The following is a 23,891-nucleotide window of genomic DNA, read 5'->3' as shown; positions in this document are numbered from 1 at the left end:
GCGGTCTCCGGCTCGTGGGTCCGTGCTCAGGGCGCGGTGCTGATGATCTCGATGGTCAGGCCTTCGTGGTGCAGCTCCATGCTTTCCACGGCCACCTGGTTGCCGGTGGCGGTCAGGCTCGGGCCTTCGATCTTGTTGATCCAGGCGTTGACGAAGTTCCACCCCAGCACATCGCGGTGCGCCTCGTTCATCAGGATCACGCTGCCGTTGCGGCGCTCGTTGGCGCCGTCGGCGATGCGGCGGTACCACTGCCACAGCGTGTCGTCCTGCACATAGCCGCGCTTGAACATCAGCGGCGTGTACTTGCGCAGGCCCTGCAGCTTGCGCACGTTGTTGGTGGGGTCCTTGCCTTCGCGGTAGTCGATCGCGTCGCCGTCGGCGGTCAGGCCGCTGACCTCGCTGAACGAGGCCACGACCAGCCCGTCCAGCTCGACGCGGAAGTTGAAGACCGGGAAGGGATCGATGCGGATGTCGGTGGCAGCCATGGCCTCGCTCCTCAGCGTTCGTTCATTGTTCCGCGTCGGCCGTCCACAGGCCGATGCGGATGATCACGTACTCGGCCGGCTTGACCGGCGCCACCCCGATCACCACGATCAGGCGCCCGTTGTCGATGTCGTCGCGGGTCATGGTGGTGCGGTCGCACTTGACGAAGAAGCCCTGCTCGGGCGTGGTCCCTTCCAGCGCGCCGTTGCGCCACACCGTGGTCAGGAAGTTGGTGATGCTGCGCCGCACGCGCGCCCACAGTTCCTCGGCGTTAGGCTCGAACACCACCCACTGCATGCCGCGGTCGATCGAGTCTTCCAGGAAGATCAGCAGGCGGCGCACGTTCAGGTACTTGAATTCGCTCTCGGAGGTGATGCAGCGCGCGCCCCACACGCGCAGGCCGCGGTTGTTGGGCCGGAAATCGCGCACCACGTTGATGTTGGTCGGGTACGGGTTGAGGATGTCCTGCTCGCCCTTGCTGAAGTAGCGCGTCAGCCCGGCGATGCCGCGCACCACTTCATTGGCCGGCGCCTTGTGCACCCCGCGCTCGTTGTCCACGCGGGCATAGATGCCGAGCATGTGGCCCGACGGGGGGATCGGCACCTGCCGCAGGTTGGCCAGGCTTTGCGGGAACGGGTCGGGAATGGTCAGCCACGGATGGTAGACCGCCGCATAGCGCGAGTCGTAGCGGCTGCGCAGGTCCTGCACGTCGGCCAGCGTGTCGTTGTCGGGCGGCGGGCCGTCGAGCACGGCGAAGCGGTAGCGCATCGCCTCGCACTGGTCGATCAGAGCCTGCTGCAGCGCCGCCGTGGTCTGGCCGGGAATCGCCACCAGCGAGATGTTCTGCGGGTTCTTCAGCGCGTGCAGGCCGGTGCGCTGGTCGGGCTCGTTGCTGTCGGTTCCGGCGTACATCGCGTCGCCCATCAGCGACACGGCATCGCTGCCGCCGGACAGCGGCAGGCGCGCCGGACGCACCAGGCCGGAAGGCAGCACGTCGAGCAAGGCCTCGGGCCCGAGCCGGATCGCGGTGCGGTTGGCCATCACCGGCTCCAGGTCGAGCACGCGGATGTAGTGCGATGCACCCTCCGAGCGCCGGTCCCAGCGCCGCAACGGGTTGCCTGCGTCGTCGGCGGGCGACCCCGGCGTGAAGGTGGCGCCGATCACGCGCTCGAAATAGCGGCTGTGGCGCGGGTCCATCGACAGCTGGCGGAAGCTCTCCTGGTCCAGCAGGTGGTCGTTGCGCGTGGGCACGGCGGGGTCGGGGCGCTGGCGCAGCAACACCGTCAGGCTCCACTCGCGCGAGCGCACGCGCGCATTGAGGCCGGCCATCAGCGCATTGTTGACCGCGTTCATGTGCACCGCCTGCAGCCCCGGCGGGTCCAGCAGCACCAGCCGGCTGGCGCGGTCGACCGCGCGTGCCTTCAGCAGCGGGGCGCCGGCCACCGGCGTGCCATCGGGCTCGAGCAGCTCCAGGATGGTGCCGGGCTCGATGCCGGTCAGCGTGGCCAGCTGCAGCGACGAGAACATGCCCGGCCCCGGTGGCGGGTTGGCAGCCAGCACATTGGCATTGGCCGCCAGGCTGCTGGCTTCGTCGGCGGCGGCGATCATCAGGCGGTCGCCCCAGCCGCCGGCATCCAGCGCCTGCACCGCGAAGAGCCGGTTGCGCTCGGCCACCACCGCGCCCGCGGCGTGGCTGAAATCGAGGCGGTCGTCCAGTTCGATCTCCAGCGGGTTGGCATTGGCCGCCGCGCCGTCGAGGCGGTGGAAATAGGCGATGCCGTCCGCGGTGGTGAAACGGACCACTTCCGGCAGCACCGCGCCATAGGTGGTGCCGTCGCCGACCAGCAGATGCTCGCTGCCGGCCGCGGGCGACAGCACCAGCGTGGCCGGCTGGCGCGTGGTGTCGATCGCCACGTCCTGGCGCGCGACCTCGACGCCGCTGGCATGGCCCGCGCTCAGCGGATGCGCGAGCTGGACCACGCCGGCGTCGGGCGAGACGCCGCGCTCGCCCAGCACGCGCGCGATGGTCGCGTATTCCTCGTCCGGGGCCACGCCGACGCGCAGCACGTCGCCGGCATCGAGGCCGAGTCGGTTGTCCAGTGCCAGCGTTGCGGCGCCCGCGCCAGTGGCCTGGGTGGTGTGGCGCAGCGCGAAGCTGGCGGTGCTGCCCGCCGCCGGGGCCGCGGGCAGCGGCGCCTGCAGCGCGACCGCGCCCACCGTGGTGTTGACCGCGCTGATGGTGGCGGTGTCGGCGCCGATGGTGATGGACATGCCGGGCGCCAGGCCGTCGACATCGTCCAGCGGGATCACGTCGGCGCGCAGCAGGGCCTGTGCCGTATTGGCATTGCCGCCGACCGTGACCGCGGTGCCGGGGGCGGGGGCGGCCGCCAGCGCGGTGGCCAGCACTACCGCGCGCAGGTCGGGCAGCACGGTGGCAACCAGCGCGGTGTCGCCGGCATTGTCGAAGGTCATCCCGGTCTCGACGCCGTTGACGCTGTCGAGCGGGACCACGCGGCCGGTCGGATAGGCCACCACGTTGGCCGCCACCGCGCCCACCTGTATTGCGTCGCCGGCAGCCAGCGCGGGGCCCGGCAGCGGCGCGGCCAGACGCACCAGGCCGAGGGCCGGGTTGACCGCCGCCACCACCTGGTTGTTGGCGCCGAAGGTGAAGGTCATGCCGGCGCTCATGCCCGCCACGGTATCGAGCGGCACCACCGTATTTGTCGGCAGGTCCGTGACCGTGCGCGCGTCGTCGGCCAGCGTGACCAGCTGGCCGACGGTGCCGGCGGGGTAGGCGGCATAGGCGGGCACGTCCAGCGGCAGCTGCGCCAGCGTGCCGACGCGCTGCACCTCTTCCTGCGCGCTGCCGACGCCGACAACCACCAGGTTGCCCGCGGTACTGAAACTTGGCCCGAACAGCAGCAGGTCGCCGGCGCTGGCCGCCACCTCCAGGTTCACATTGGCGCCGGCCGGGATGTCGAGGCCGTCGACCTGCGCGCCGCGCGCATGCGGCAGCCGCAGCGGCGTTTCCAGCAGCACGCGCGCCTCGGTGGCGCTTAGCCCGACCACCGCGGCGGCAAACACATACTCGGCGCCGTCGACCTGCAGCAGCTGGTGCGTCAGCGGCAGCAGGTTGGTGATCAGCGCCGCGGTGCCGCTGAGCACCAGTTCGGTGGCGCCGGCGCTTGTGTTGTCGCGCAGCGTGAAGGGGCTGAGCGTGGCGGCCACGGTGACGGCGACATCGCGCGCCGGCGCGCCGGCCGCATGCGAGAAATAGAGCGGCAGCGTCAGCGAGGTATGGCTTGGCGCGGCGCCCAGTGCCTGCACCTGGCGGTAGTCGGCGCGGCTGCCGTCGCCCACGCGCACCCAGTCGCCGACGCCGAAGTTGCCGGGATCGAGCACATACAGCCGCGGCAGGTTGATGGCCGTGCCGGTGTCCTGCAGCGCCGGGCGCAGCAGCACGCTGCCGCCCATGGCTGCATTGGCGAGGTCGAGGTGGAACATGTCGCGCCGCGCGCGCTCCGCCTGCTCGGGCAGCACGCGCGTGACCCAGGCGCGCTTGCCGCCGTTGAGGAAGAAGCCCTCGACCGCATGCGGCAGGTAGCTGTGGACCCGCCCGCCCGGCCCGGTGAACGCGTCCGGCGGCAGCATGCCGCCGAATAGCCGCTGGAACTCGCCAAAGCTGGTGACCAGCTGCGGCACGTCCAGCGGGCCGCGCTCGGTCACGCCGACCAGTCCGGTGGTGCTGGTGCTGACCCCCTCGATCGGCTTGTTGCTCGCCTGGATTTCCTCGACATAGACACCGGGTGCGAGATATTCGGGCATATTGGTTCCCCTATGCGGTTGCGGGACGGAGCGAGAGTGCGGCGTTCATTCGCGTCATTCGAACGCCACCGCCAGCACCTGTTCGGCCAGCCCGTAGTCGGGCTCGATGGTCAGCAGCAGCGGTTGCGGCGGCGCGGGGTGGGTGGCGCGCAGCCGGAACAGGGCCAGCCGCGCGATCCGCGGCAGGCGGAAATAGCCGTCGGCATCGGCGGTCGTGGCGTAGTGGTCGATGCGCTGGTATTCGGGTGGGTTGACGCCGTCGTCCACCTGCACCAGCGACAGCGCGGCCCACGGCGCGGCAGCGGCGAGGAAGGCGCAGGCGTCGCCGGCTTGCGCCGCGCGCGACAGGTTGCGCGGGTCATGCGTGGCGGGGATGCTGGCCGGCACCACCAGCGCCTGCCGCCGGTGCAGGTGCCTGAGCGGGTGGTCGAGCTCGATCCACGCCGGCTGGTCGGCGGACAGGCTGGTATCGACGGACTGGATGCCGATCACTTCGGCGCGCGCGCCATCGTCGGCGTCGATCCGCAGCGGCATGCCGGCGGCCAGTGTGTCGCGGTTGTCCAGCCGCAGCCGGCGCGTGCCCGGCGCCGCCGGCAACAGCAGGCGCTTGGCCTGCGGCAGGTCGTCGACCACGTCGCAGCGCGACAGCGTGGCCGTGGCATGGCCGCGATAGAAGCCGGGCGCCAGCGCTACCACGTCGGCCGGCACCATCACCGCGGCCGGCATCACGTTGGGCGGCGGGAAGGTCGGCCAGAGGCCATCGATCTCGACCGTGGCACCGGCCAGCGGCAGGTTCTGCGGCGTGCCGCGCTGCACGACGCGGCCCTTGAGCGCCACGCCCGCGCGGTGCAGGAACACGTCGCCGTGGTCCAGCGCGGTGAAATCCCCGGGAAAGCCGGCAAACGGGCCGAGCATGCCGTCGAGGTCGAGCGGCAGGTAGCCGCGCGCGGCCACATGCATCGGCACGGCCGCGGCGGCCAGCGCAAGCCCGGGGAACAGGCTCGCGGGCCGGCCGGCCAGCCCGGCCACCCCGTCGCGCCCGATGCGCGGAGCTACGTGCAGGGCCAAACGCAGGTCGGGGGTCTCGACGACGTCAGCGACGATGGGCCGCAACGTGATCTCGTCCACCAGCCGCGCCTGCACCAGCGCGCGCAGGCGCACGCCCGGGGCCTGCAGCGGGTCCGGGCACAGGTGCCAGGTGGCGGCGCCGGCGTGTTCCGGACGGCAGTCCATCACGCCGGCTCCCGCAGGCTGGCGATGCCATGCTCGGACAGCACCGAGTCCACTGGCGTGACCTGCTCCGGATCGTGGCCCGACGCGATCGGCACGATGCTCATCTCGAACGACACGCACAGCTGGTAGGGCTTGTCGAGCGCGTCCCAGACCCGCGTGATTTCTTCCAGCGAGAGCGGCTCCAGCCGCAGGAAGAACTCCAGCCCGGAGCCCGCCAGCGTGCCGGCCAGGCGCGCGCCGCTGAGGCTGGGGTCGTCGTGGAACAGCTGCAGGATCTTGCCGAGGATCAGGTGCTCCAGGTCGGTCGCGTCCTCGCGCTCGTCGGCGACCTGCGGCGTGACCAGGAAATGCAGGCGCAGCGGCAGCGGGCGGCGTTCGATGCGGTCGGCGGCGCTGCGGCGCGGCGGGCGGTTGAGCGTGAATTCCTCGCGCTGGACCAGGTAGAGCCACAGCGACAGGCCCTCGCGGTCGCGCTCTTCCAGTTCCTGGGGCGTGTCCAGCGAGACGATCATGGTGCCGATCGCATCCGGCATCGGGTCGGCCGGGTCGAAGTACGGCGACAGGTCCGGGTCGTCGCGCAGAGCCTGCTCGATATGGCGGCGCAGGCTCTGGCAGGCATCGCGTATCGCTGTCTTCATCGCTCAGTTCTCGTTCCGCTGCTCGCTGTCATGGTCCGGGCCGGCGGCGCTGTACAGGCATTCACCTGACGGCAGGCGCCTGGCCTGCAGCACGCCGTCCCGCACCAGCGCCTCCAGGGCCCGCAATACCACCGCGGGATCGGCCTGTGACCCGGCCGGCAGCCACCAGCGGGCGATGCCGATGCAGGTGTCGGCTGCCTTCGGGTAGCGGCGTACATACCCGGTGACCTGCATCGCCACGGCGGCTGCGCGGGGGTCAAGGCCTGAGACCGAGGTATCGACCATATCGGGAGCCGTCGCGGATAGGGCTGGGTTCCCGCACTGTTGCGCAACATCCGGGCCAGGGCGGCCAGGCCTTGTGGCAGGCGGCAGCGCGCCCGGGAGCAGGGGAAGGGGTGGGGCGCGATGGCCCCGCTGCCGGCACCGGAAGGCGGGGAAAATCAGGGACTTGCGCGTTGGCGCGGGATGGGGTGTGCCGGTCCCGGGTGCGGCAGCGTTGCCCCGGGGAGGCGCCTAGCGCGCGAGCTGCAGCGTCAGGATGCCCGCCAGCACCAGCGCGGTGGCGGCCAGGCGGCGCCGGTCGAACGGCTCGCGCAGCAGGAAGTGGCCGAGCAGCGCGGCGAAGATCACGCTGGACTCGCGCAGCGCCGCCAGCTTGGCCACCGGCGCCAGCGTCATCGCCCACAGCATCAGCCCATACGACCCGACGCGGTTGATGCTGCCGATCCACGCGCGCTTCCATTCGGTGCGCAGCAGTGTCAGCAGCGCCGTGCCGCGGCGGCTGAAGGCATAGCCGGGCATGAATACGTGCGACATCGCTTGCAGCCAGACGATGTAGGTGAAGACTTCGCCGTAGCGCTTGACCGCCGTGCCGTCGATCACCGTGCCAGCCGCCAGGCAAGCGCCGGCCAGCAGCGCAAAGCCAAGCAGGTCAGGCGACTGCCGCCGCCAGCGCACCAGGCTGACCAGGCCGCAACAGATCAGGGCGATGCCGGCATAGCCGCCGGGGCCGAGCCGCTCGCTGCCGGTCAGCAACAGCAGGACCGCCACCATCATCGGCGCGGACCCGCGCATCAGCGGGTAGGCCTGGCTGAAGTCGCCGCGGTTGTAGGCGGCTACCAGCGACAGCTTGTAGCCGACCTCCAGTGCGACGGTGGCCAGCAGGAACGGCCATACCTGCGTGGCGGGCAGGGGTACGAAAAACAGGAAGGGGATCGCCACCAGCAGGCAGAAGGTGTCGATCAGCGCCATTGACGACAGGCGGTCACCGCCGATCTTGACGATGGCGTTCCAGGACGCGTGCATCAGCGCGGACAGCATCACGGCGGCGAAGGCGAGGCCGTGGAAGTCTGGGGGCAGGGGCATGGGGGAGAAGATGTTCGACGCGTTTGGCGAGCCCTTTAGCGAGCCCGCTTGTTTGCTCCCCTCTCCCGCGCGCGGGAGAGGGGCCGGGGGTGAGGGCGGGCGGTGGGAGTGGCGAAGACATGTGCGGTGCGACGGCCTGGACTGCGCGCGTCGCAATGCGTTCGCCATGGTTCCTGCAAATGCCGGCCCTCACCCCCACCCCTCTCCCGCAAGCGGGAGAGGGGAGCCTTCTGCAAGAGCCGGTAGTCAATCGTGACTACGCCGCCTGCGCCAGCGGCGCGTGCATGTCGATTCCCATCTCCTTCAACACCTCACCCACCGCCGTCACCACATTCCGCATCTCGTTATCGTCAATCGCCCCGATGCACCCGACCCGGAACGTCTCCACCTGCGTCAGCTTGCCCGGATACAGGATGTACCCCCGCTCGCGCACCTTGCTGTAGAACGTCTTGAAGTCATAGCGCGCATCCGCCGGCGCATGGAAGGTGACGATGATCGGCGCCTGCACCGCCGCCGGCAGGAACGGCCGGAAGCCGAGCTGGCCCATGCCCTGGATCAACGCAGCGCAATTCTCGCGATAGCGTGCCCCGCGTACCGGCTGCCCGCCTTCCTCCAGGAACTGGTCAAGCGCCGCGCGGAACGCCGCCACCACGTGCGTGGGCGGCGTGAAGCGCCACTGCGTGGTCCTCTGCATATAGGCGTACTGGTCGTACAGGTCGAGCGCCAGCGAATGGCTGTTGCCCTGGCTCGCTTCCAGCACATCCTTCTTCACCAGCACGAACCCCATGCCCGGCACCCCTTCAATGCACTTGCCGGTGGCAGCCACCAGCGCATCGAACGGCATGGTGCGCGCATCGATCCCGATCGCGCCGAACGAGCTCATCGCATCGACGATCAGTCCCTTGCCCAACCGCTGGCACAGCGCGGCGATCTCCGGCAGCGGGTTCAGCACGCCGGCGCCGGTCTCGCAATGCACCTGCGCCACGTGCGTGATCGACGGGTCGCGCGCCAGCGCCTGCTCGATCAGCGCGGCCGTGGCCGGCTGGTCTTCGGGGATCGGCAGTTCCACGCTGGCGCGGCCCAGCACCTTGCAGATCTTCAGGATGCGCTGGCAGTACGCGCCGTTCTGCGGCACCAGCACCTTGCCATCGCGGGGTACCACGTTGGCGATGGCCGCTTCCACCGAGAAGGTGCCGCTGCCCTGCATCGGCACGCACACATGGGTGCCTTCGCCGTGGACGATGCGCACGAGGTCGTCGCACAGGCTGCGCGTGATGCTGTTGAAGCTGGCATCCCACGATCCCCAGTCGCGCAGCATGGCCTGCTTGGTGGCGAGCGAGGTGGTCAGGGGGCCGGGGGTCAGAAGGATCGGGTCGTTGCCGCGGATCATGGTGAGCTCCTCGTTGGGAAGGCGATTGGGAAGGAGATTGCGTATTGGGGGGATTTCAGTCGCTCGCCTGGCCCTGGCGCCATGCCTGGGTCTTGCGGTCGAGCACGCGTTGCAGCAGGTAATAGAGCAGGCACGCCAGCGCGGAGGTCACCACCACCAGCGTGGCCATGGCCGCCGCCGGGCCGATGTCGCCGGCCTCGTCCAGGTTGACGATCTCGACCGAGGCTAGCTTGGTGTCGGCGCCGTACAGGAACACCACTGCCGACACCGTGGTCATGGCGTTGATGAACAGGTAGCGCGAGATCTCCAGGATGGCGGGCAGGCAGGCCGGAACGGTAACCTTGAAGAAGGTCTTGTAGAAGGGCACCTTCAGCGACGCGGACACGGCCTCGAACTCGCTGTCGAGCTGCTTGAGCGCGGTCACCGCGGTCAGGTGGCACGACGCGTAGTAATGGACGATCGTCACCAGGACCAGGATGCCCAGCGTCTGGTACAGGCCGTGCAGCGGGTTGGCCTGCGGCACGAAGAAGAAGATGTAGCCCAGCCCCAGCACCAGCCCCGGCACGCCCATCGGCAGCACCGCCATCAGCCGCACGAAGCCGCGCAGCCAGTCCAGCCCGCGCGTTTTCTCCAGCAGGTAGGCGGTGGCAAAGATGAACACCGGGCCGATCACGGCGGCCAGCGCGGCCATGCGCAGGCTGTTCAGGTAGGAGTCGACCACGCCGCCCTCGACCAGGCCGACGCGGTAGTGATTCAGCGACAGCGAGAAGTTGTAGGGCCACAGCTTGACGAACGACGCGTAGATCGCCATGCCCATCACCGCCACCATCAGCGCCGCCATCAGCCAGCAGAACGCCGCCATGGCGAGGTCGAAGCGGCGGCTGCGGCGCGGCACGTACGGCACCGAGCGCGCCGACATCAGCGCCATCTGGCGCTTCTGCACGCGCGCGTCGACGCAGTAGGTGACCGCCACCGGCACCAGCAGCATCAGCGACACCACCGCGCCCTGCGAGAAGTCCTGCATGCCGATCACCAGCTTGTAGATGTCGGTGGCCAGCATGTGGAAGTTGCCGCCGATCACCTTGGGGATGCCGAAGTCGGAGATCGCATAGGTGAACACCACCATCGCCGCGCTGACCAGGCCATAGCGCGCCCCCGGCAAGGTGATGGTGAAGAACTTGCGGGTCGTGGAGGTGCCCAGCGCATCGGCCGCCTCGTACAGCCGCGCGTCGGTCAGCGACAGCGCCGTGACCAGGATCATCAGCGCATGCGGGAACGTGGCGAACACCAGCGAGGCGACGATCCCCAGCGGCCCGTAGATCTGCGTGCCGCCCATCCACGGCTTGAACAGTCCCTGGTTGCCGAACCAGAAGATAAAGGAAATGGCGGCCAGCAGCGACGGCGCCAGCAGCGGGATCAACGCGAGGTTGCGCAGCAGCCCCTTGCAGGCGATGCGGCTGCGCGTCAGCGCGTAGGCAAAGGTAAAGGCCATCGGCACGGTGATGCAGGTGGCCAGCGCGGAGACCCACAGGCTGTTCCACACCGAGCGCAGCAGCGCCGGCGATTCAAAGTACGCCCGGAAGTGCGCAATGCCGGCCAGCGTGCCGTCGCGGTTCTGCACGCTCTTGGCCAGGATCATCGCGATCGGGGCCAGCACGAAGCAGAGCAGGGCAATCGCGGCCAGTGCCAGCAGCAGGTGCGCGAGCCTGTCGGTCCAGTGCGCGCGCACCGAAGTGGCAACGAGCGCGGGTGGCGCCGGCAGGGAAGGCTTCGTGCCGGAACCGGGGATCCCGGCCGGCACGGCGCCCGGGGCGGTATCGGTAGCCGGCGCAGTGGCCGGCGCCGTCGAGAGGCTCAGGCGCATGCGTGGCGGAAGATACGGAGGCGGTCAGCGGGAATGGCCAGGCGCAGGCGGTCGCCGGTGTTCGGGCGGAGCTCGTGCAGGTCATTGAGCGAGAGGTCGGCGCACAGCGTGCCCGACGCGGCATCGGGCAGCCGCAGTGTCAGGCGCGAGAACGCGCCCAGGAACTCGATCTTGTCCACGGTGGCCTCCAGCACATTGGGCCCGTGCTGCTCGATGCCGCGCACGCAGACGTCTTCGGGCCGGAAGAACACCTGCACGGCTTCCTCCACGCCGCAGCCGGCCGGTGCGTTGCAGTGCATGCGCACGCCGCCCAGATGCAGCGCGCCGTCGCTGCCCACGCGCGCACCCAGCATATTGGTCTTGCCGACAAAGTCCGCGGCAAACGGAGTCGCCGGACGCTGGTAGACCTGCGCCGGCGTGCCCACCTGCTCGATCACTCCCTGGTTCATGACCACGATGCGGTCGGCCATCGACAGTGCCTCTTCCTGGTCGTGCGTGACCAGGATGGTGGTGATATTGAGCCGCTGCTGCAGCGCGCGGATCTCGCTGCGCAGCCGCACGCGCACGCGTGCGTCGAGCGCTGACAGGGGCTCGTCCAGCAGCAGCAGGCCGGGCGAAGTCGCCAGCGCGCGCGCGATGGCGACGCGCTGCTGCTGGCCGCCGGAGAGCTGCGCGGGGTACTGGTTGCCGCGGTCGGGCAGGCCCACCAGCGTCAGCAGTTCATCCACGCGCGCGCGGCGCTGTTCGCGCGGCATGCGCCGGTTGACCAGGCCGTAGGCGACGTTGTCCGCCACCGTCAGGTTGGGGAACAAGGCATAGGACTGGAACACGATGCCGTAGTCGCGCTCCATCGGCGGCAGCGTGGAGATATCGCGCCCGCCCTGGTGGATGGTGCCGGCGTTCTGCGATTCCAGCCCGGCGATGATGCGCAGCAGCGTGGTCTTGCCGCAGCCTGACGGTCCCAGGAAGCACAGCAGCTCGCCCCGGCGCACCTCGAGGTCGATGTGATGCAGCGCGACGAAAGGGCTTGCGCCCGTGCCAAAGCGCTTGTGGATGCCTTTCAGGCTGAGATAGGTCTCGGCCGTGGAAGTGGAGGATTGCATGGCGTGGGGTCCTCGGCGAAGTTGTCGTGGTGCCGGCCTGGTGCTTGCGCCCCGGGCCGGCGCGTTCCCGGGCTACTGCTTTTCCGACTTGCCGGCGTACCGCTTCTGCCACTCGTTCAGCACGCGCTCGCGGTTCCTGGCGATGTAACTGAAATCGTTCTTGACCAGCATCTGCTCGTAGTTGGCGGGGATGGTGTCGACCTTGCGGGCCACGCCCGGGTAGGTCACGATGGCCCAGTCCCTGGCGAACAGCTGCGCCGCTTCCTTGCTCGCCAGCCAGTCCATGTAGCGCTGCGCGGCCTCCTGCTTCTTCGTTCCCTTGACGATGCCGGCGGCCTCGATGTCATAGCCCAGGCCTTCCTTGGGGAAGATCATCTCGATCGGCGCGCCCGAGGCCAGCGTCTTGTGCGCGCGCAGCTCGAACGAGATGCCGATCGGGAACTCGCCCGCGCCCGCCTGCTTGCACGGCTTGGAGCCGCTGTGCGTGTACTGGGCGATGTTCTCGTGCAGCGCGTCCATGTACTTCCAGCCTTCCTGCTCGCCGAACAGTTGCAGCCACGCGGTCACGTCGAGGAAGCCGGTGCCGGACGACGCCGGGCTGGGCATCACGATGGCGCCCTTGTAGACCGGCTTGGCCAGGTCCTTCCAGCTCTCGGGGCGGGGCAGGTTGCGCTTCCTGGCTTCGACCGTGTTGAAGCAGACGGTGGCGCCCCAGACATCCAGGCCCACCCACGACGGCGGCGTGGCCTTGTCGCTGTAGTGGCGCGTCAGCTTTTCGAAGCCCTTGGGAGTGTAGGGCGTCAGCATGCCTTCCTGCTTGAGCACCTCCAGGCTGGATGCGGCCAGGCCGGCGATCACGTCTGCCTGGGGGTTGGCTTTTTCGGCGAGCGCCTTGGCGGTGATGACGCCGGTGGAGTCGCGCACGTACTTCAGTTCGATGTCGGGCGCGACCTTGGCGAAGCCTTCGGCGTATGGCTTCAGCGTTTCGATCTCCCACGCGGTGTAGACCGTGAGGGTGGTTTTCTGGGCCAGCGCGGTGCTGGCGGCGCCCAGTGCGAGCAGGGCGGCGGCGGTTTGCAGGGTGGACTGGATGGACAGTTTCATGGGGCCTCCGTTTTCCGGCATTGTAGGTGGAGATATGTGTCAATCTGGTGAATATGTGGCAACGTGTGGCGCTGCGTTGCACAACATCGAATCACCTTGAAACCCTTGTACTACAACACTTGCAAGACATATGCCCTGTTTTTGATGGTTCTTGCGTCACCCTGTCAGCGCCGCTGATGTCTTGATTGTTGACAATATACAAACCACTTGCTTTAATCGCAATAAGGTTTTTCGATGTTGCTGAATCCGTCACAAATGGGAGTTTTCATGTCACGCCAAGCGCCGCTGGCGAGCGAAATCACCATCCTGCAGAGCCAGTCGCTGACCACGCTGGTACAGCGCGAACTGGAGCTGCGGATCATGTCCGGCGAACTGCCGCCGGGCGCCAAGCTCAACGAGATCGAAGTCGCGGGCCAGCTCAAGGTCTCGCGCGGCCCGGTGCGTGAAGCGTTCCGCGCGCTGGAGCAAGCGGGCCTGCTGCGCACCGAAAAGAACCGCGGCGTCTTCGTGCGTGCCATCTCGGTGCAGGAAGCCGACGAAATCTATGAACTGCGCGCGGTGCTCGATGAATTCGTCGGCCGGCAACTGGCGGCCCGCATCACGGCGGAAGGGTTGCGCGAACTGCGCGCGCTGGTCGAGGCGCTGGGCGCCGCCAGCGCTGCCCGCGACCTGGACGAATACGCACGCCTGAACTTCGCCTTCCACGACCGCATGGTCGAGCTGGCCGGCAACGGCAAGCTGCTCGACACCTACCGGCGCCTGGTCAAGGAGCTGACGCTGTTCCGGCGCGAGGCGCTGTCCGGCAGCAACGCGGCCATGCCCGATTCCACCCGCGAGCATCGCGCCATCGTCTCGGCCATCGCCGCGCGCGACGGCGAGCTGGCGGCGCGGCTGATGCGCGAACACGTCGAGCGCGGGCGCGCGCGCATGCATGCCGCAGTCGATCCCGGCAACGCCGGCACCGGCGCGGCCGCCTGACCTACAACCATCGATTCCCGAACCCCGCACACCGGACCGCCACCATGCCCGATACCAACGATCCCGCCCGCACCATTACCGTCAACCAGCGCAGCTACCGCTGGATGCAGCAGCCCGTCGTGGTGGTCTGTGTCGACGGCTGCGAGTTCGACTACCTCGAAGCCGCCGCCGCCAGCGGCCGCGCGCCTTATCTCAGGCAGCTGCTCGCCAGCGGCTCGTCGTTCCGCGGCGCGTGCGTGGTACCCACCTTCACCAACCCGAACAACCTTTCCATCGTCACCGGCGCGCCGCCGGCGGTGCACGGCATCTGCGGCAACTATTTCTTCGACCGCAGTGCCAATGAGGGCCGCGGCGAGGAAGTGATGATGAACGACCCCAAGTACCTGCGCGCGGGCACCATCCTGGCTGCGTTTGCCGACGCCGGCGCCAGCGTCGCGGTCGTGACCGCCAAGGACAAGCTGCGCCGCCTGCTCGGCCACGGCATGCGCGGCATCTGTTTCTCGTCCGAGAAGGCCGACCAGGCCACGGTGGCGGAGAACGGCATCGACGGCGTGCTGGAACTGGTCGGCATGCCGGTGCCCGACGTCTACAGCGCCGAGCTGTCCGAATTCGTCTTCGCCGCCGGCGTACGGCTGATGGAAACGCGCCGCCCCGACCTGATGTACCTGTCCACCACCGACTACATCCAGCACAAGTTCGCGCCGGGCTCGGACGGCGCCAACGCCTTCTACGCGATGATGGACAAATACCTGGCGCGCCTGGACGAGCTTGGCTGCGTGGTGGCGCTGACCGCCGACCACGGCATGAACGCCAAGCACGACGATGCCACCAAGGCGCCCAACGTGATCTACCTGCAGGACCACCTGGATGCATGGCTTGGCCGCGGCGTGGAAGAGGGCGGGGCGCGCGTGATCCTGCCGATTACCGATCCCTATGTGGTCCACCACGGCGCGCTCGGCTCGTACGCCACCGTCTACCTGCCGGAAGATGCCGACCGCGACGCGCTCAGGGCACGGCTGTCCGGCCTGCAGGGCGTGGAAAGCGTGCTGGACAACGCCGAAGCCTGCGCGCGCTTCGAGCTGCCGTCCGACCGCGTGGGCGACCTGGTGGTGACCGGGGACAAGCACGTGGCGCTTGGCACCAGCCGCAGCCGCCATGACCTGTCGGGGCTCGATGCGCCGCTGCGCTCGCACGGCGGCGTGTCGGAGCAGACCGTGCCGCTGTTGTTCAACCGCCCGACCGCCGGCATCCCGGGCAAGCCCGTGATGCGCAATTTCGACATCTTCGACGTGGCGCTGAATCACCTGCACTGACACCTGCACTGACACCTGCACTGACACCCGGCAACGAGCCGCCGCACCTGTACTGACCGGAGGAATCCCATGAACGCCCCCCAATTCCCTGCAGGCACCGTCAGCCCGCACTTTCGCGCCGAGGCCCTGCGCATCGATGGCCAGAAGATCGTGCGCGAGCGCGTGATCGAGGTGCGCAACCCGTATGACGGCACGCTGGTGGGCACCGTGCCCAAGGCCACGCTCGACGACGTGCGCCGCGCCTTCGACGTGGCGCGGGCGTACCGTGCCACGCTGACGCGCTACGAGCGCGCCGCCATCCTGAACCGCGCCGCCGCGCTGCTGCGCGAGCGTACCGAGGAAGCGTCGGACCTGATCACGCTGGAGTCCGGCCTGTCGAAGAAGGACTCGCTGTACGAGATCGGCCGCGTGGCCGACGTGCTCGGCTTCGCCGCCACCGAGGCGCTGCGCGACGACGGCCAGCTGTTCTCCTGCGACCTGACTCCGCATGGCAAGAAGCGCCGCGTGATGACGCAACGCGAGCCGCTGCTGGGCGTGATCTGCGCCATCACGCCGTTCAACCACCCGATGAACCAGGTGGCGCACAAGGTGGCGCCGTCGATCGCTACCAACAACCGCATGGTGCTCAAGCCATCGGAGAAGGTCCCGCTGTCGGCGTACTTCCTTGCCGACCTGCTGTACGAGGCCGGGCTGCCGCCGCAGATGCTGCAGGTCGTCACGGGCGACCCGCGCGAGATCGCAGACGAGCTGATCACCCATCCCGCGGTCGACCTCGTCACCTTCACCGGCGGCGTGGCCATCGGCAAGTACATCGCCAGCAAGGCCGGCTACAAGCGCGTGGTGCTGGAGCTGGGTGGCAATGACCCGCTGATCGTGCTGGCCGACGCCGACCTGGATCGCGCCTCCGACCTCGCGGTGCAGGGCTCGTACAAGAACTCGGGCCAGCGCTGCACCGCGGTCAAGCGCATGCTGGTGCACGAGGCCGTCGCCGCGCACTTCACCGAGCTGGTGGTCGAGAAGACCCGCGCGTGGAAGTATGGCGACCCGATGGACCGTGGCGTCGACATGGGCACGGTAATCGACGAAGAGGCCGCCATGCTGTTCGAGGCGCGCGTCAACGAGGCGGTGGCACAGGGCGCGCGGCTGCTGGCCGGCAACCAGCGCAACGGCGCCAGCTATGCGCCTACGGTGATCGACCGCGTCGACCCGGCGATGACGGTGGTGCGCGAGGAGACCTTCGGGCCGGTGTCGCCCATCATCACGTTCCGCGATGTCCATGATGCGATCCGGATTTCCAACGGCACGGCGTTCGGCTTGTCGTCGGGGGTCTGCACCAACGATATCGAGGCGTTCACGAAGATCGCCAACTCGCTGCATGTGGGCACGGTGAACCTGTGGGAAGTGCCGGGCTACCGCATCGAGCTGACGCCGTTCGGCGGCATCAAGGATTCGGGGCTGGGCTACAAGGAAGGCGTGCAGGAGGCGGCCAAGAGCTTTACCAATCTGAAGACGGTGACGTTGCCGTGGGCGTGAGGTACCAGGAGAGCTGATTTGACCGCTGGTTTGCTCCCCTCTCCCGCGCGCGGGAGAGGGAGCACCCAGTCGGTCATCGGAAGGGCGGGGGCGACCCCGCTGCGCTAGAATCACCGCCCATCCCCCCACGCTCCCGGAGTCCCCGTGCTCGCCGAACAACGGCAGAAATACATCCTCGACCAGCTCTCCGCCACCGGCGCGCTGGCCATCAGCGAACTGGTGGCCGAGCTCGACGTCTCGCGCGAGACCATCCGGCGCGACCTGAACACGCTCGCGGGCCGCGGCCTGCTGGTGCTGACGCACGGCGGGGCGCTGGCCTCCGACCGCACCGAACCCGACACCCAGACCCGCGCCGCGGTCAATGCCGAAGGCAAGCGCGCCATCGGCGTGCGCGCCGCGGAACTGGTGCGCGACGGGGCATCGCTGATCCTGGATTACGGCACCACCACCCACGCGGTGGCGCAGGCGCTGCACGGCCACCACAACCTGCTGGTCTACACCAACGACCTCGCCATTGCCCAGCTGCTGGGCCGGCGCAACGGCAACCGCGTGATCGTGCTCGGGGGCGAACTGCAGGACAACGAGGACGCAACCCACGGCTGGGACACCATCGAGCAGCTGTCGCGCTACCACACCGACTTTGCCTTTATCGGCATCGGTGGCGTCACCCCGCGCGGCGAGATCTGCGACTTCTCGCGCTCGGCGGCCGAGCTGCGCAGCCGCATGCTGATGGCCGCCGACACCGCCTGCGTCGTGGCGGACCACACCAAGTTCGGCCGCAACACCGGGGTGACCATCAAGCATTTCGACCTGGCCGCCTGGCTGATCACGGACATGGCGCCCGAGCCGGAACTGGGCGCGGCGCTCAAGGAACGCGGAGCCAAGCTGCTGATCGCCTAGCCGCGCCGACAAGTCGGATTTTCGGCGCATTTGTGCGCTGATCGCACGAAAGTCCCCGCTGTTCGCACCAAAATGTAGCCTTTACATGGCAGTCACAGGTGTTTTGACTGCCCCATGCCCCATGCTGGTGCTAAAGTTTCGGGTTGCCAGACAGGCGCGGCATGCCGTGCCTGTCTGGACAACCGGAGGCCACCCACCTTCCCCTCGGCGCAACGCCAGGCGGCTCCAGAGACCGGCACCAGCCGGCAGGGCCGTCAGATCCAGACACAGCACCAGCACAGCAGAGACATCGTGAACGCTCCTTCCCTCGACGCATTCCTGGCGGGGGTCGCCCGCCGCGACCCCAATCAACCTGAATTCCTCCAGGCCGTGAAGGAAGTGATGATGACGCTCTGGCCGTTCGTCGAGCGCAATCCGCGCTATGCCGACCAGGCCCTGCTCGAGCGGCTGGTCGAGCCCGAGCGCGTGATCCAGTTCCGCGTGGCCTGGACCGATGACCGCAACCAGGTGCAGGTCAACCGCGCCTTCCGCGTGCAGCACAGCTCGGCGATCGGCCCGTACAAGGGCGGCATGCGCTTCCACCCGACCGTGAACCTGTCGGTGCTGAAGTTCCTGGGCTTCGAGCAGACCTTCAAGAACGCGCTGACCACGCTGCCCATGGGCGGCGGCAAGGGCGGCTCGGACTTCGACCCCAAGGGCAAGTCCGACGCCGAAGTGATGCGCTTCTGCCAGGCGCTGGTGACCGAGCTGTACCGTCACCTGGGCCCGGACACCGATATCCCGGCCGGCGACATCGGCGTGGGCGCGCGCGAAGTGGGCTTCATGGCCGGCATGATGAAGAAGCTGTCGAACCAGTCCGCCTGCGTCTTTACCGGCAAGGGCCTGGCCTACGGTGGCAGCCTGATGCGGCCGGAAGCCACCGGCTACGGCACCGTCTACTTCGCACAGGAAATGCTGCACCGCCGCGGCCGCGAGTTCGACGGCCTGCGCGTGCTGCTCTCCGGCTCGGGCAACGTGGCGCAGTACGCGGCCGAGAAGGCCATCGAACTGGGCGCCAAGGTGCTGACCCTGTCGGACTCCGGCGGCGTGCTGCACTACCCGCAAGGCATGACCACCGGGCAGCTGGCTGAAGTCATGGCCTTCAAGAACGAAGAGCGCGGCCGCCTGGCCGACTTCGCCGCCCGCCACGACATGGCCTTCGAAGCTGGCCGCACCCCCTGGCACGTGCCCGCCGACGTCGCGCTGCCGTGCGCAACGCAGAACGAGCTCGACGGCAACGATGCCGAAACCCTGCTCGGCAACGGGGTGATCTGCGTGGCCGAAGGCGCCAACATGCCGTCGACGCTGGAAGCCGTCGACCGCTTCGTCGACGCCAGGATCCTTTATGCGCCGGGCAAGGCCAGCAACGCCGGCGGCGTGGCGACCTCCGGCCTGGAGATGTCGCAGAATGCGATGCGCCTGTCGTGGCACCACGCCGAGGTCGACGAGAAGCTGCACGCGATCATGAAGGACATCCACCAGAACTGCATCCACCACGGGCAGAAGGCGGGCGGGTATATCAACTACGTGGAAGGCGCGAATATCGCCGGCTTCGTCAAGGTGGCGGATGCCATGCTGGCGCAAGGGGTGATCTGACGATCTGGCCCGGACGCGGCCGGTGCAATGCCGGCCGCCGGCGCGACCCTCAGGAGGTCAGCGAAACCGACAGCGCGCGGTAGGCCTCGCTGTCGGGCAGCGCCAGCGGCGACAGCGTCGCCGCGATCATGGCGCAGGTGGCAGCGTCGGGCCCGACGATCATCTGGCGGGACGAACCGAACAGCGCATAAGCCAGCATCGGCAATACCACGCTGTACAGGCCCACTACCGGGCTGAAGCCGGCAAGCTGGGCATAGGCCACGCTGATCGGCAGGCTGACCGCGGCCACCGACACGCCGGCCTGCAGGTCCACGCCGAAATCGGTGCGGCGGTCATGCAGCAGCTCGGCGGCGCCTCGCATCAGGCGCGCCAGCGTGGCGCGCAGCAGGTTTCGGGGTCGCTCCGGCAGGCCGTCCGACACCACGGCCGGCCGCTAGCCCTTTTTCCCCGGCTGCTGGAACAGTTCGCCGGCCTCCTTGACGTTCTGCTCGGCGCGCTTGCCGATCACTGTCAGCGCCTCGGCCTGTGCCTTCTGCGCGGTCTCGGCCAGCTCGCGCATGTTTTCGAACGCCCGCTGCAGCGCCTGCTGCACCAGCTCGCCATGCTTGGCCATGGCCTCGGCCGGGTTGCCAGGGGTGCCGTACTGCTGCGCCGCGGCCTGCAGTTGCTGCATGGTCTGCATGAAGATTTCCTGCTGCTTCTGCATCACGGCCTGCATGCCCTCGTAGGCCAGCTTGTTGGCCTCGGTCAGGGCCTCGATATCCTTGCGGCGTGCCTCGATCACGGCGTTCATGTCGAGGCCCGGCACGCGGAACTGTTCCATCAGCTTGGTGAAATCGGCGAAAGGATTGGGAGGCGTAGCCATGCTGGATCTCCTGGTGGGGGAAGGGTGAGCAGGGGTGGAGCGGGCCGCGGGACGGCCCTGCGCCGGATTCCACTCCACTATAGCCGGAATCCGCACGCTTCTAGCCGTCAATCGAGGAAGACCCTAAAGTTTCGGCCCCCCATGCCGTTGCCATCCATAGCCCGCACGTGCGCCGGCCCATCGGGCCCGCCCGCGGACGACGAGAGCGGAGAACGCTTGCGCCCACCAGCGCCGGCACTTCGCCATGACCAATCCTAATCAGGTAGAAGACATGAAGAATCTAGGTATCGGGGTACGCCTCGGCATCGGTTTTGGGGTGGTATTGCTGCTGTCGGCGCTCATGACGGTATTCGGCATGCTGCGCCTGCAGCAGGTGGCCGAGCGCACCCATGCGATGATGCAGCAGCCGCTGACCAAGGAACGGCTGGTCAGCGACTGGTACCGGCTCATGCACACCAGCGTGCGCCGCACCACCGCGGTGGCGCGCAGCGCCGACCCGTCGCTGGGCCAGTTCTTTGCCGCCGAGACCAAGGCATCGATCGAAGGCATTGCGCAGCTGCGCGACAAGCTGCAGCCGATGCTCAGTTCCGAGCAGGAAAAGGCCGCGTTCCAGAAAATACTGAGCGTGCGCGACCCGTACAACAACGGCCGCGACAAGATCACCAGGCTCAAGCAGGAAGGCCTGACCGAAGAAGCCAATCAGGTACTGGAGAAGGAGTTCGTCCCCGCCGGCGACGCCTACCTGGCCGAGATCCAGAAGCTGCTCGACATCCAGCGCACCAGCATCGATGCCACCGCGCGTGAGATCAACAGCATCTATGTCAATGCGCGCAACAGCCTGATCGGGCTGGGCGTGGTGGTGCTGGGGATCGGCATTGCGTTCTCGGTCTGGCTGACCAGCGGCATCACGCGCCCGCTGCATCGCGCCGTGGCGGTGGCCCGCACCGTGGCTTCCGGCGACCTCACCAGCCGCATCGATGTCGACAGCCGCGACGAGACCGGCCAGTTGCTGCAGGCATTGGCCGACATGAACGCCAATATCCTGCGCATCGTGCGCCAGGTGCGCGCGGGCACCGAGTCGATCGTGTCGGGCACCAGCCAGATCGCGGCCGGCAACACAGACCTGTCGCAGCGTACCGAGGAACAGGCCTCGTCGCTGCAGCAGACCGCGGCCAGCATGGAAGAACTGACCAGCATCGTGCGCCAGAACGCGGACAATGCGCGCCAGGCCAGCACGCTGGCGGTCAATGCCTCGGATATCGCCGAGAAGGGCGGCGAAGTCGCGGGCAAGGTGGCGGAGACCATGGAAGAGATCAACGGCGCGTCGAAGAAGGTGGTCGACATCATCGCCGTGATCGAGGGCATTGCCTTCCAGACCAATATCCTGGCGCTGAACGCGGCGGTGGAAGCGGCGCGCGCCGGCGAGCAGGGCCGGGGCTTTGCCGTGGTGGCGGGCGAAGTGCGCAGCCTGGCGCAGCGCAGCGCGACCGCGGCCAAGGAGATCAAGGCGTTGATCGGGGATTCGGTCGATCGCGTCGAGAAGGGCTCCATGCTGGTGACGCAGTCGGGCCAGACCATGGAAGAGATCGTCGCGGCGGTCAAGCGCGTGACCGACATCATGGGCGAGATCAGCGCGGCGTCGGCGGAGCAGAGCTCGGGGATCGAGCAGGTGAACCAGGCGGTGACGCAGATGGATACGGTCACGCAGCAGAACGCCGCGCTGGTGGAAGAGGCGGCCGCGGCGGCGGGTTCGCTGGAGGAGCAGGCGCAGCGGTTGAAGGAGGCGGTGGCGACGTTCAGGCTGGCGGCCTGATGGCAGGCGGGTTTTCTTCCCTCTCCCTCGAGGAGAGACCATCGCACGCTTGCACGTGCCGGCTTGCCTTCCAGTAACCGTCGGTTGTCGTCGCCGCGCAGACGGGGACCCAGTGGCGCTTTGTCCCCCTTCGGGGGACTTCAAAGACGCTGGATTGCTCGCTGTCGCTCACCCTTCGGGCCGTCCTCCAGACGTCCAATGCGTATCCGCGCATTGTCCCGCCCACGTGCCCTTTGGGTATGCGCGGGAATGACGGCGGAACTTGATACTTCGGTGGTACTAACAGAATCAACGGGTTAGCAACGGTTCCTGGGTAGGGGGAGGGCGAATTCTGAGCGATATCAAGTCGTTATTCAGGATAAGCCGTTGATTCAATTAGATTTTTTTTGAGAAGATTTGGTCTTCCCCGAGTGACAAGAGCGAATCTTGTGTCGCGGATCAATTGAGCGACCTGCTACGTGTCAACGGGTACCGTCTTGTGGTGCGATGACCAAAGAGGCGATAACGCGTGATTCGTCTCTTCTGACTCCTGCAAGGACTGTTCGCCTACATGCAGGTCCTGCTTGAAGGGTGCGACTTGAATGTAGACCTCCTGGGATGTGAGTGCCTACCTCCGGGTCAGCATGCCGCATTGATGGCTTGGCTGGTCGTTGGCCCGGCAACTGCAGTTCTTCGTCTTTCTGTCCGATATCCCGATGGCGTCAGTTCTCACTATCGCGGCCTTTCATTGCGCATTGTCAAAATCGAAAAACTGAGGTTGCTTTCGTGACCCCGAGCAGGTTGTGGCCGTAGAGAAAATGTCATAGCCTCGGCCTTTCACGAGGCTTTCAGCCCTCACGGCAATATGAGAAGCACCAAACGTCATTGTTTGCGGCGGGCTGCCAGCAGAGAGCGAAGCGTCTTGCCGGAATGTTCGAATGCAAGGGAGCCACATGGCAAAACGATTAGGGACGGTCTGTATGTCAGTGGCGGTAGCGCTGACATTTATAGCGTTAGGCGGGGCGGGCCTCTACGTCTATGCACAGGAGCGGCACGACTTGCCGCCGCCCGGCCATGAGAAAGCGAAGCAGCTTCAGGGCAGCCCCTTTGGGCTGCCTCGGGGCGCCGATCCGATCATTGGTGATCTCGGTGGCGTGCCGGTATCGGTGCCGCTCAACTACACGCATCTGATAACCGAGTACGACGGTGATCCGAGTGTGTTTGATCCAGAGCGCCGGAACTGGAAGGCCCCGACGCGTACTTTTGCATCGAAGATCAACTCTCTGCCTCTGATGGTGCATTTGCCCGATTTTTTACCAAAGACGCCCGAGAACGAGGCAAGCTATTACCGGGCGAAAAAATCGGTCGAGGAGCCGGTTGAGTGGCTGCACATCGGGGTGAGTGCCGGTCGGTCATTTTATTTACATGAGGATAACTTGGTACGGGGAAACCCATACGATCAGAAGAAGAGAATTGATGGACTGTCCAAGTTCCGTAATAAGCGATATGAGCGGCAAGCTGAGAAGCTCTATGGACTGGTGGAGTACAGATCCGATGAAATTGTGCATTATCCGAGTGGCCCTGTTGTGAAGAGGGAGCGACTATTCTTTTTCAATAGCTATGGCAAGGACGCGACATTTATTGAATGCAACGCTAATGGAGAGCCGTTCGAAGGAAGCCGTCGCAATGTTTGCACGCACCGGTTTTCTCTGTACCCATCAATAAAAGCTGAAGTATCTCTCCAGTATGACGCCCGCACGCTAGGCCAGTGGATGGAGTACGAACGCAAGGCACGCGAGTTGATTTTGAGCTTCCGCGTGCAGCCTGGCAATGCAACCGCCATACCTGCGCTTCAACAACAATAAAGACT

Annotated in this window: 19 protein-coding genes; 7 read left to right on the top strand and 12 right to left on the bottom strand. The window is 67.3% G+C overall.

Annotation, left to right across the window (positions count from 1 at the left end; genetic code table 11):
• Positions 1–26: 26 nt before the first annotated feature.
• The 10 genes from J8I34_RS06210 to J8I34_RS06165 form a co-directional block, all read right to left on the bottom strand.
• Entirely contained in the window at positions 27–485 is a 459-nt protein-coding gene (locus J8I34_RS06210) for a phage tail protein (RefSeq protein ID WP_029044858.1), read from the bottom strand.
• Between the two features lie 22 nt (positions 486–507).
• Entirely contained in the window at positions 508–4,308 is a 3,801-nt protein-coding gene (locus tag J8I34_RS06205; protein ID WP_209805625.1) for a phage tail sheath C-terminal domain-containing protein, read from the bottom strand.
• A gap of 54 nt (positions 4,309–4,362) precedes the next feature.
• Positions 4,363–5,541 carry a hypothetical protein gene (locus J8I34_RS06200; RefSeq protein WP_209774825.1) on the bottom strand — a complete coding sequence of 393 codons (1,179 nt, stop codon included), beginning with the start codon at positions 5,539–5,541 and terminating at the stop codon, positions 4,363–4,365.
• Positions 5,541–6,179 carry a Pvc16 family protein gene (locus J8I34_RS06195; RefSeq protein ID WP_051320294.1) on the bottom strand — a complete coding sequence of 213 codons (639 nt, stop codon included), beginning with the start codon at positions 6,177–6,179 and terminating at the stop codon, positions 5,541–5,543. Before J8I34_RS06195 ends, J8I34_RS06200 begins: the two co-directional genes overlap by 1 nt.
• A gap of 3 nt (positions 6,180–6,182) precedes the next feature.
• Positions 6,183–6,464, bottom strand: coding sequence for a hypothetical protein (locus J8I34_RS06190; protein WP_051320295.1), 282 nt, complete (start codon positions 6,462–6,464; stop codon positions 6,183–6,185).
• Positions 6,465–6,692: 228 nt separating this feature from the next.
• Complete coding sequence (locus J8I34_RS06185) at positions 6,693–7,544, bottom strand: EamA family transporter (protein ID WP_209774828.1); 852 nt, start codon at positions 7,542–7,544, stop codon at positions 6,693–6,695.
• A 256-nt stretch (positions 7,545–7,800) separates the two neighbouring features.
• Positions 7,801–8,934, bottom strand: a complete 1,134-nt coding sequence (locus tag J8I34_RS06180; protein WP_209774831.1) for a 2-aminoethylphosphonate--pyruvate transaminase — start codon at positions 8,932–8,934, stop codon at positions 7,801–7,803.
• Between the two features lie 55 nt (positions 8,935–8,989).
• Entirely contained in the window at positions 8,990–10,798 is a 1,809-nt protein-coding gene (locus J8I34_RS06175) for a putative 2-aminoethylphosphonate ABC transporter permease subunit (RefSeq protein WP_209805624.1), read from the bottom strand.
• A complete protein-coding gene (locus tag J8I34_RS06170; protein WP_209805623.1) occupies positions 10,789–11,901 on the bottom strand; it encodes a putative 2-aminoethylphosphonate ABC transporter ATP-binding protein in 1,113 nt (370 codons plus the stop codon). Before J8I34_RS06170 ends, J8I34_RS06175 begins: the two co-directional genes overlap by 10 nt.
• 72 nt (positions 11,902–11,973) lie before the next feature.
• Entirely contained in the window at positions 11,974–13,005 is a 1,032-nt protein-coding gene (locus J8I34_RS06165; RefSeq protein ID WP_209805622.1) for a putative 2-aminoethylphosphonate ABC transporter substrate-binding protein, read from the bottom strand.
• A gap of 267 nt (positions 13,006–13,272) precedes the next feature.
• Here J8I34_RS06165 and J8I34_RS06160 point away from each other — a divergent pair, with 267 nt between their 5' ends.
• The 5 genes from J8I34_RS06160 to gdhA all read left to right on the top strand — a co-directional run bounded on the left by J8I34_RS06160 (position 13,273) and on the right by gdhA (position 19,364).
• Positions 13,273–13,983, top strand: a complete 711-nt coding sequence (locus J8I34_RS06160) for a phosphonate utilization associated transcriptional regulator (protein WP_209805621.1) — start codon at positions 13,273–13,275, stop codon at positions 13,981–13,983.
• Positions 13,984–14,027: 44 nt separating this feature from the next.
• On the top strand, positions 14,028–15,296 hold the full coding sequence (gene phnA, locus J8I34_RS06155) for a phosphonoacetate hydrolase (RefSeq protein WP_209805620.1): 1,269 nt from the start codon (positions 14,028–14,030) through the stop codon (positions 15,294–15,296).
• Between the two features lie 69 nt (positions 15,297–15,365).
• Entirely contained in the window at positions 15,366–16,829 is a 1,464-nt protein-coding gene (phnY, locus tag J8I34_RS06150; protein WP_209805619.1) for a phosphonoacetaldehyde dehydrogenase, read from the top strand.
• Between the two features lie 144 nt (positions 16,830–16,973).
• Entirely contained in the window at positions 16,974–17,729 is a 756-nt protein-coding gene (locus J8I34_RS06145) for a DeoR/GlpR family DNA-binding transcription regulator (protein WP_029044860.1), read from the top strand.
• 291 nt (positions 17,730–18,020) lie between these two features.
• Positions 18,021–19,364, top strand: a complete 1,344-nt coding sequence (gdhA, locus tag J8I34_RS06140; RefSeq protein WP_209805618.1) for an NADP-specific glutamate dehydrogenase — start codon at positions 18,021–18,023, stop codon at positions 19,362–19,364.
• A 49-nt stretch (positions 19,365–19,413) separates the two neighbouring features.
• Here the strand turns inward: gdhA and J8I34_RS06135 are convergent, their stop codons facing one another.
• Positions 19,414–19,788 carry a SulP family inorganic anion transporter gene (locus J8I34_RS06135; protein WP_371748047.1) on the bottom strand — a complete coding sequence of 125 codons (375 nt, stop codon included), beginning with the start codon at positions 19,786–19,788 and terminating at the stop codon, positions 19,414–19,416.
• A 9-nt stretch (positions 19,789–19,797) separates the two neighbouring features.
• Entirely contained in the window at positions 19,798–20,229 is a 432-nt protein-coding gene (locus tag J8I34_RS06130) for a phasin family protein (protein WP_029044863.1), read from the bottom strand.
• Between the two features lie 271 nt (positions 20,230–20,500).
• Between J8I34_RS06130 and J8I34_RS06125 the strand changes: the two genes are divergently transcribed.
• Together J8I34_RS06125 and J8I34_RS06120 are read left to right on the top strand one after the other, a co-directional pair.
• Positions 20,501–22,042 (top strand): methyl-accepting chemotaxis protein, encoded by a 1,542-nt coding sequence (locus J8I34_RS06125; RefSeq protein WP_209774941.1) that lies wholly within the window; start codon positions 20,501–20,503, stop codon positions 22,040–22,042.
• A gap of 932 nt (positions 22,043–22,974) precedes the next feature.
• Positions 22,975–23,886 carry a hypothetical protein gene (locus tag J8I34_RS06120; RefSeq protein ID WP_209805617.1) on the top strand — a complete coding sequence of 304 codons (912 nt, stop codon included), beginning with the start codon at positions 22,975–22,977 and terminating at the stop codon, positions 23,884–23,886.
• Positions 23,887–23,891 lie beyond the last annotated feature (5 nt).

The organism is Cupriavidus phytohabitans, assembly GCF_017815025.1.
Lineage (GTDB): Bacteria > Pseudomonadota > Gammaproteobacteria > Burkholderiales > Burkholderiaceae > Cupriavidus.
The sequence above is the reverse complement of the archived record's forward strand: the minus strand, read 5'-3'. Positions and strand labels throughout refer to the sequence as shown.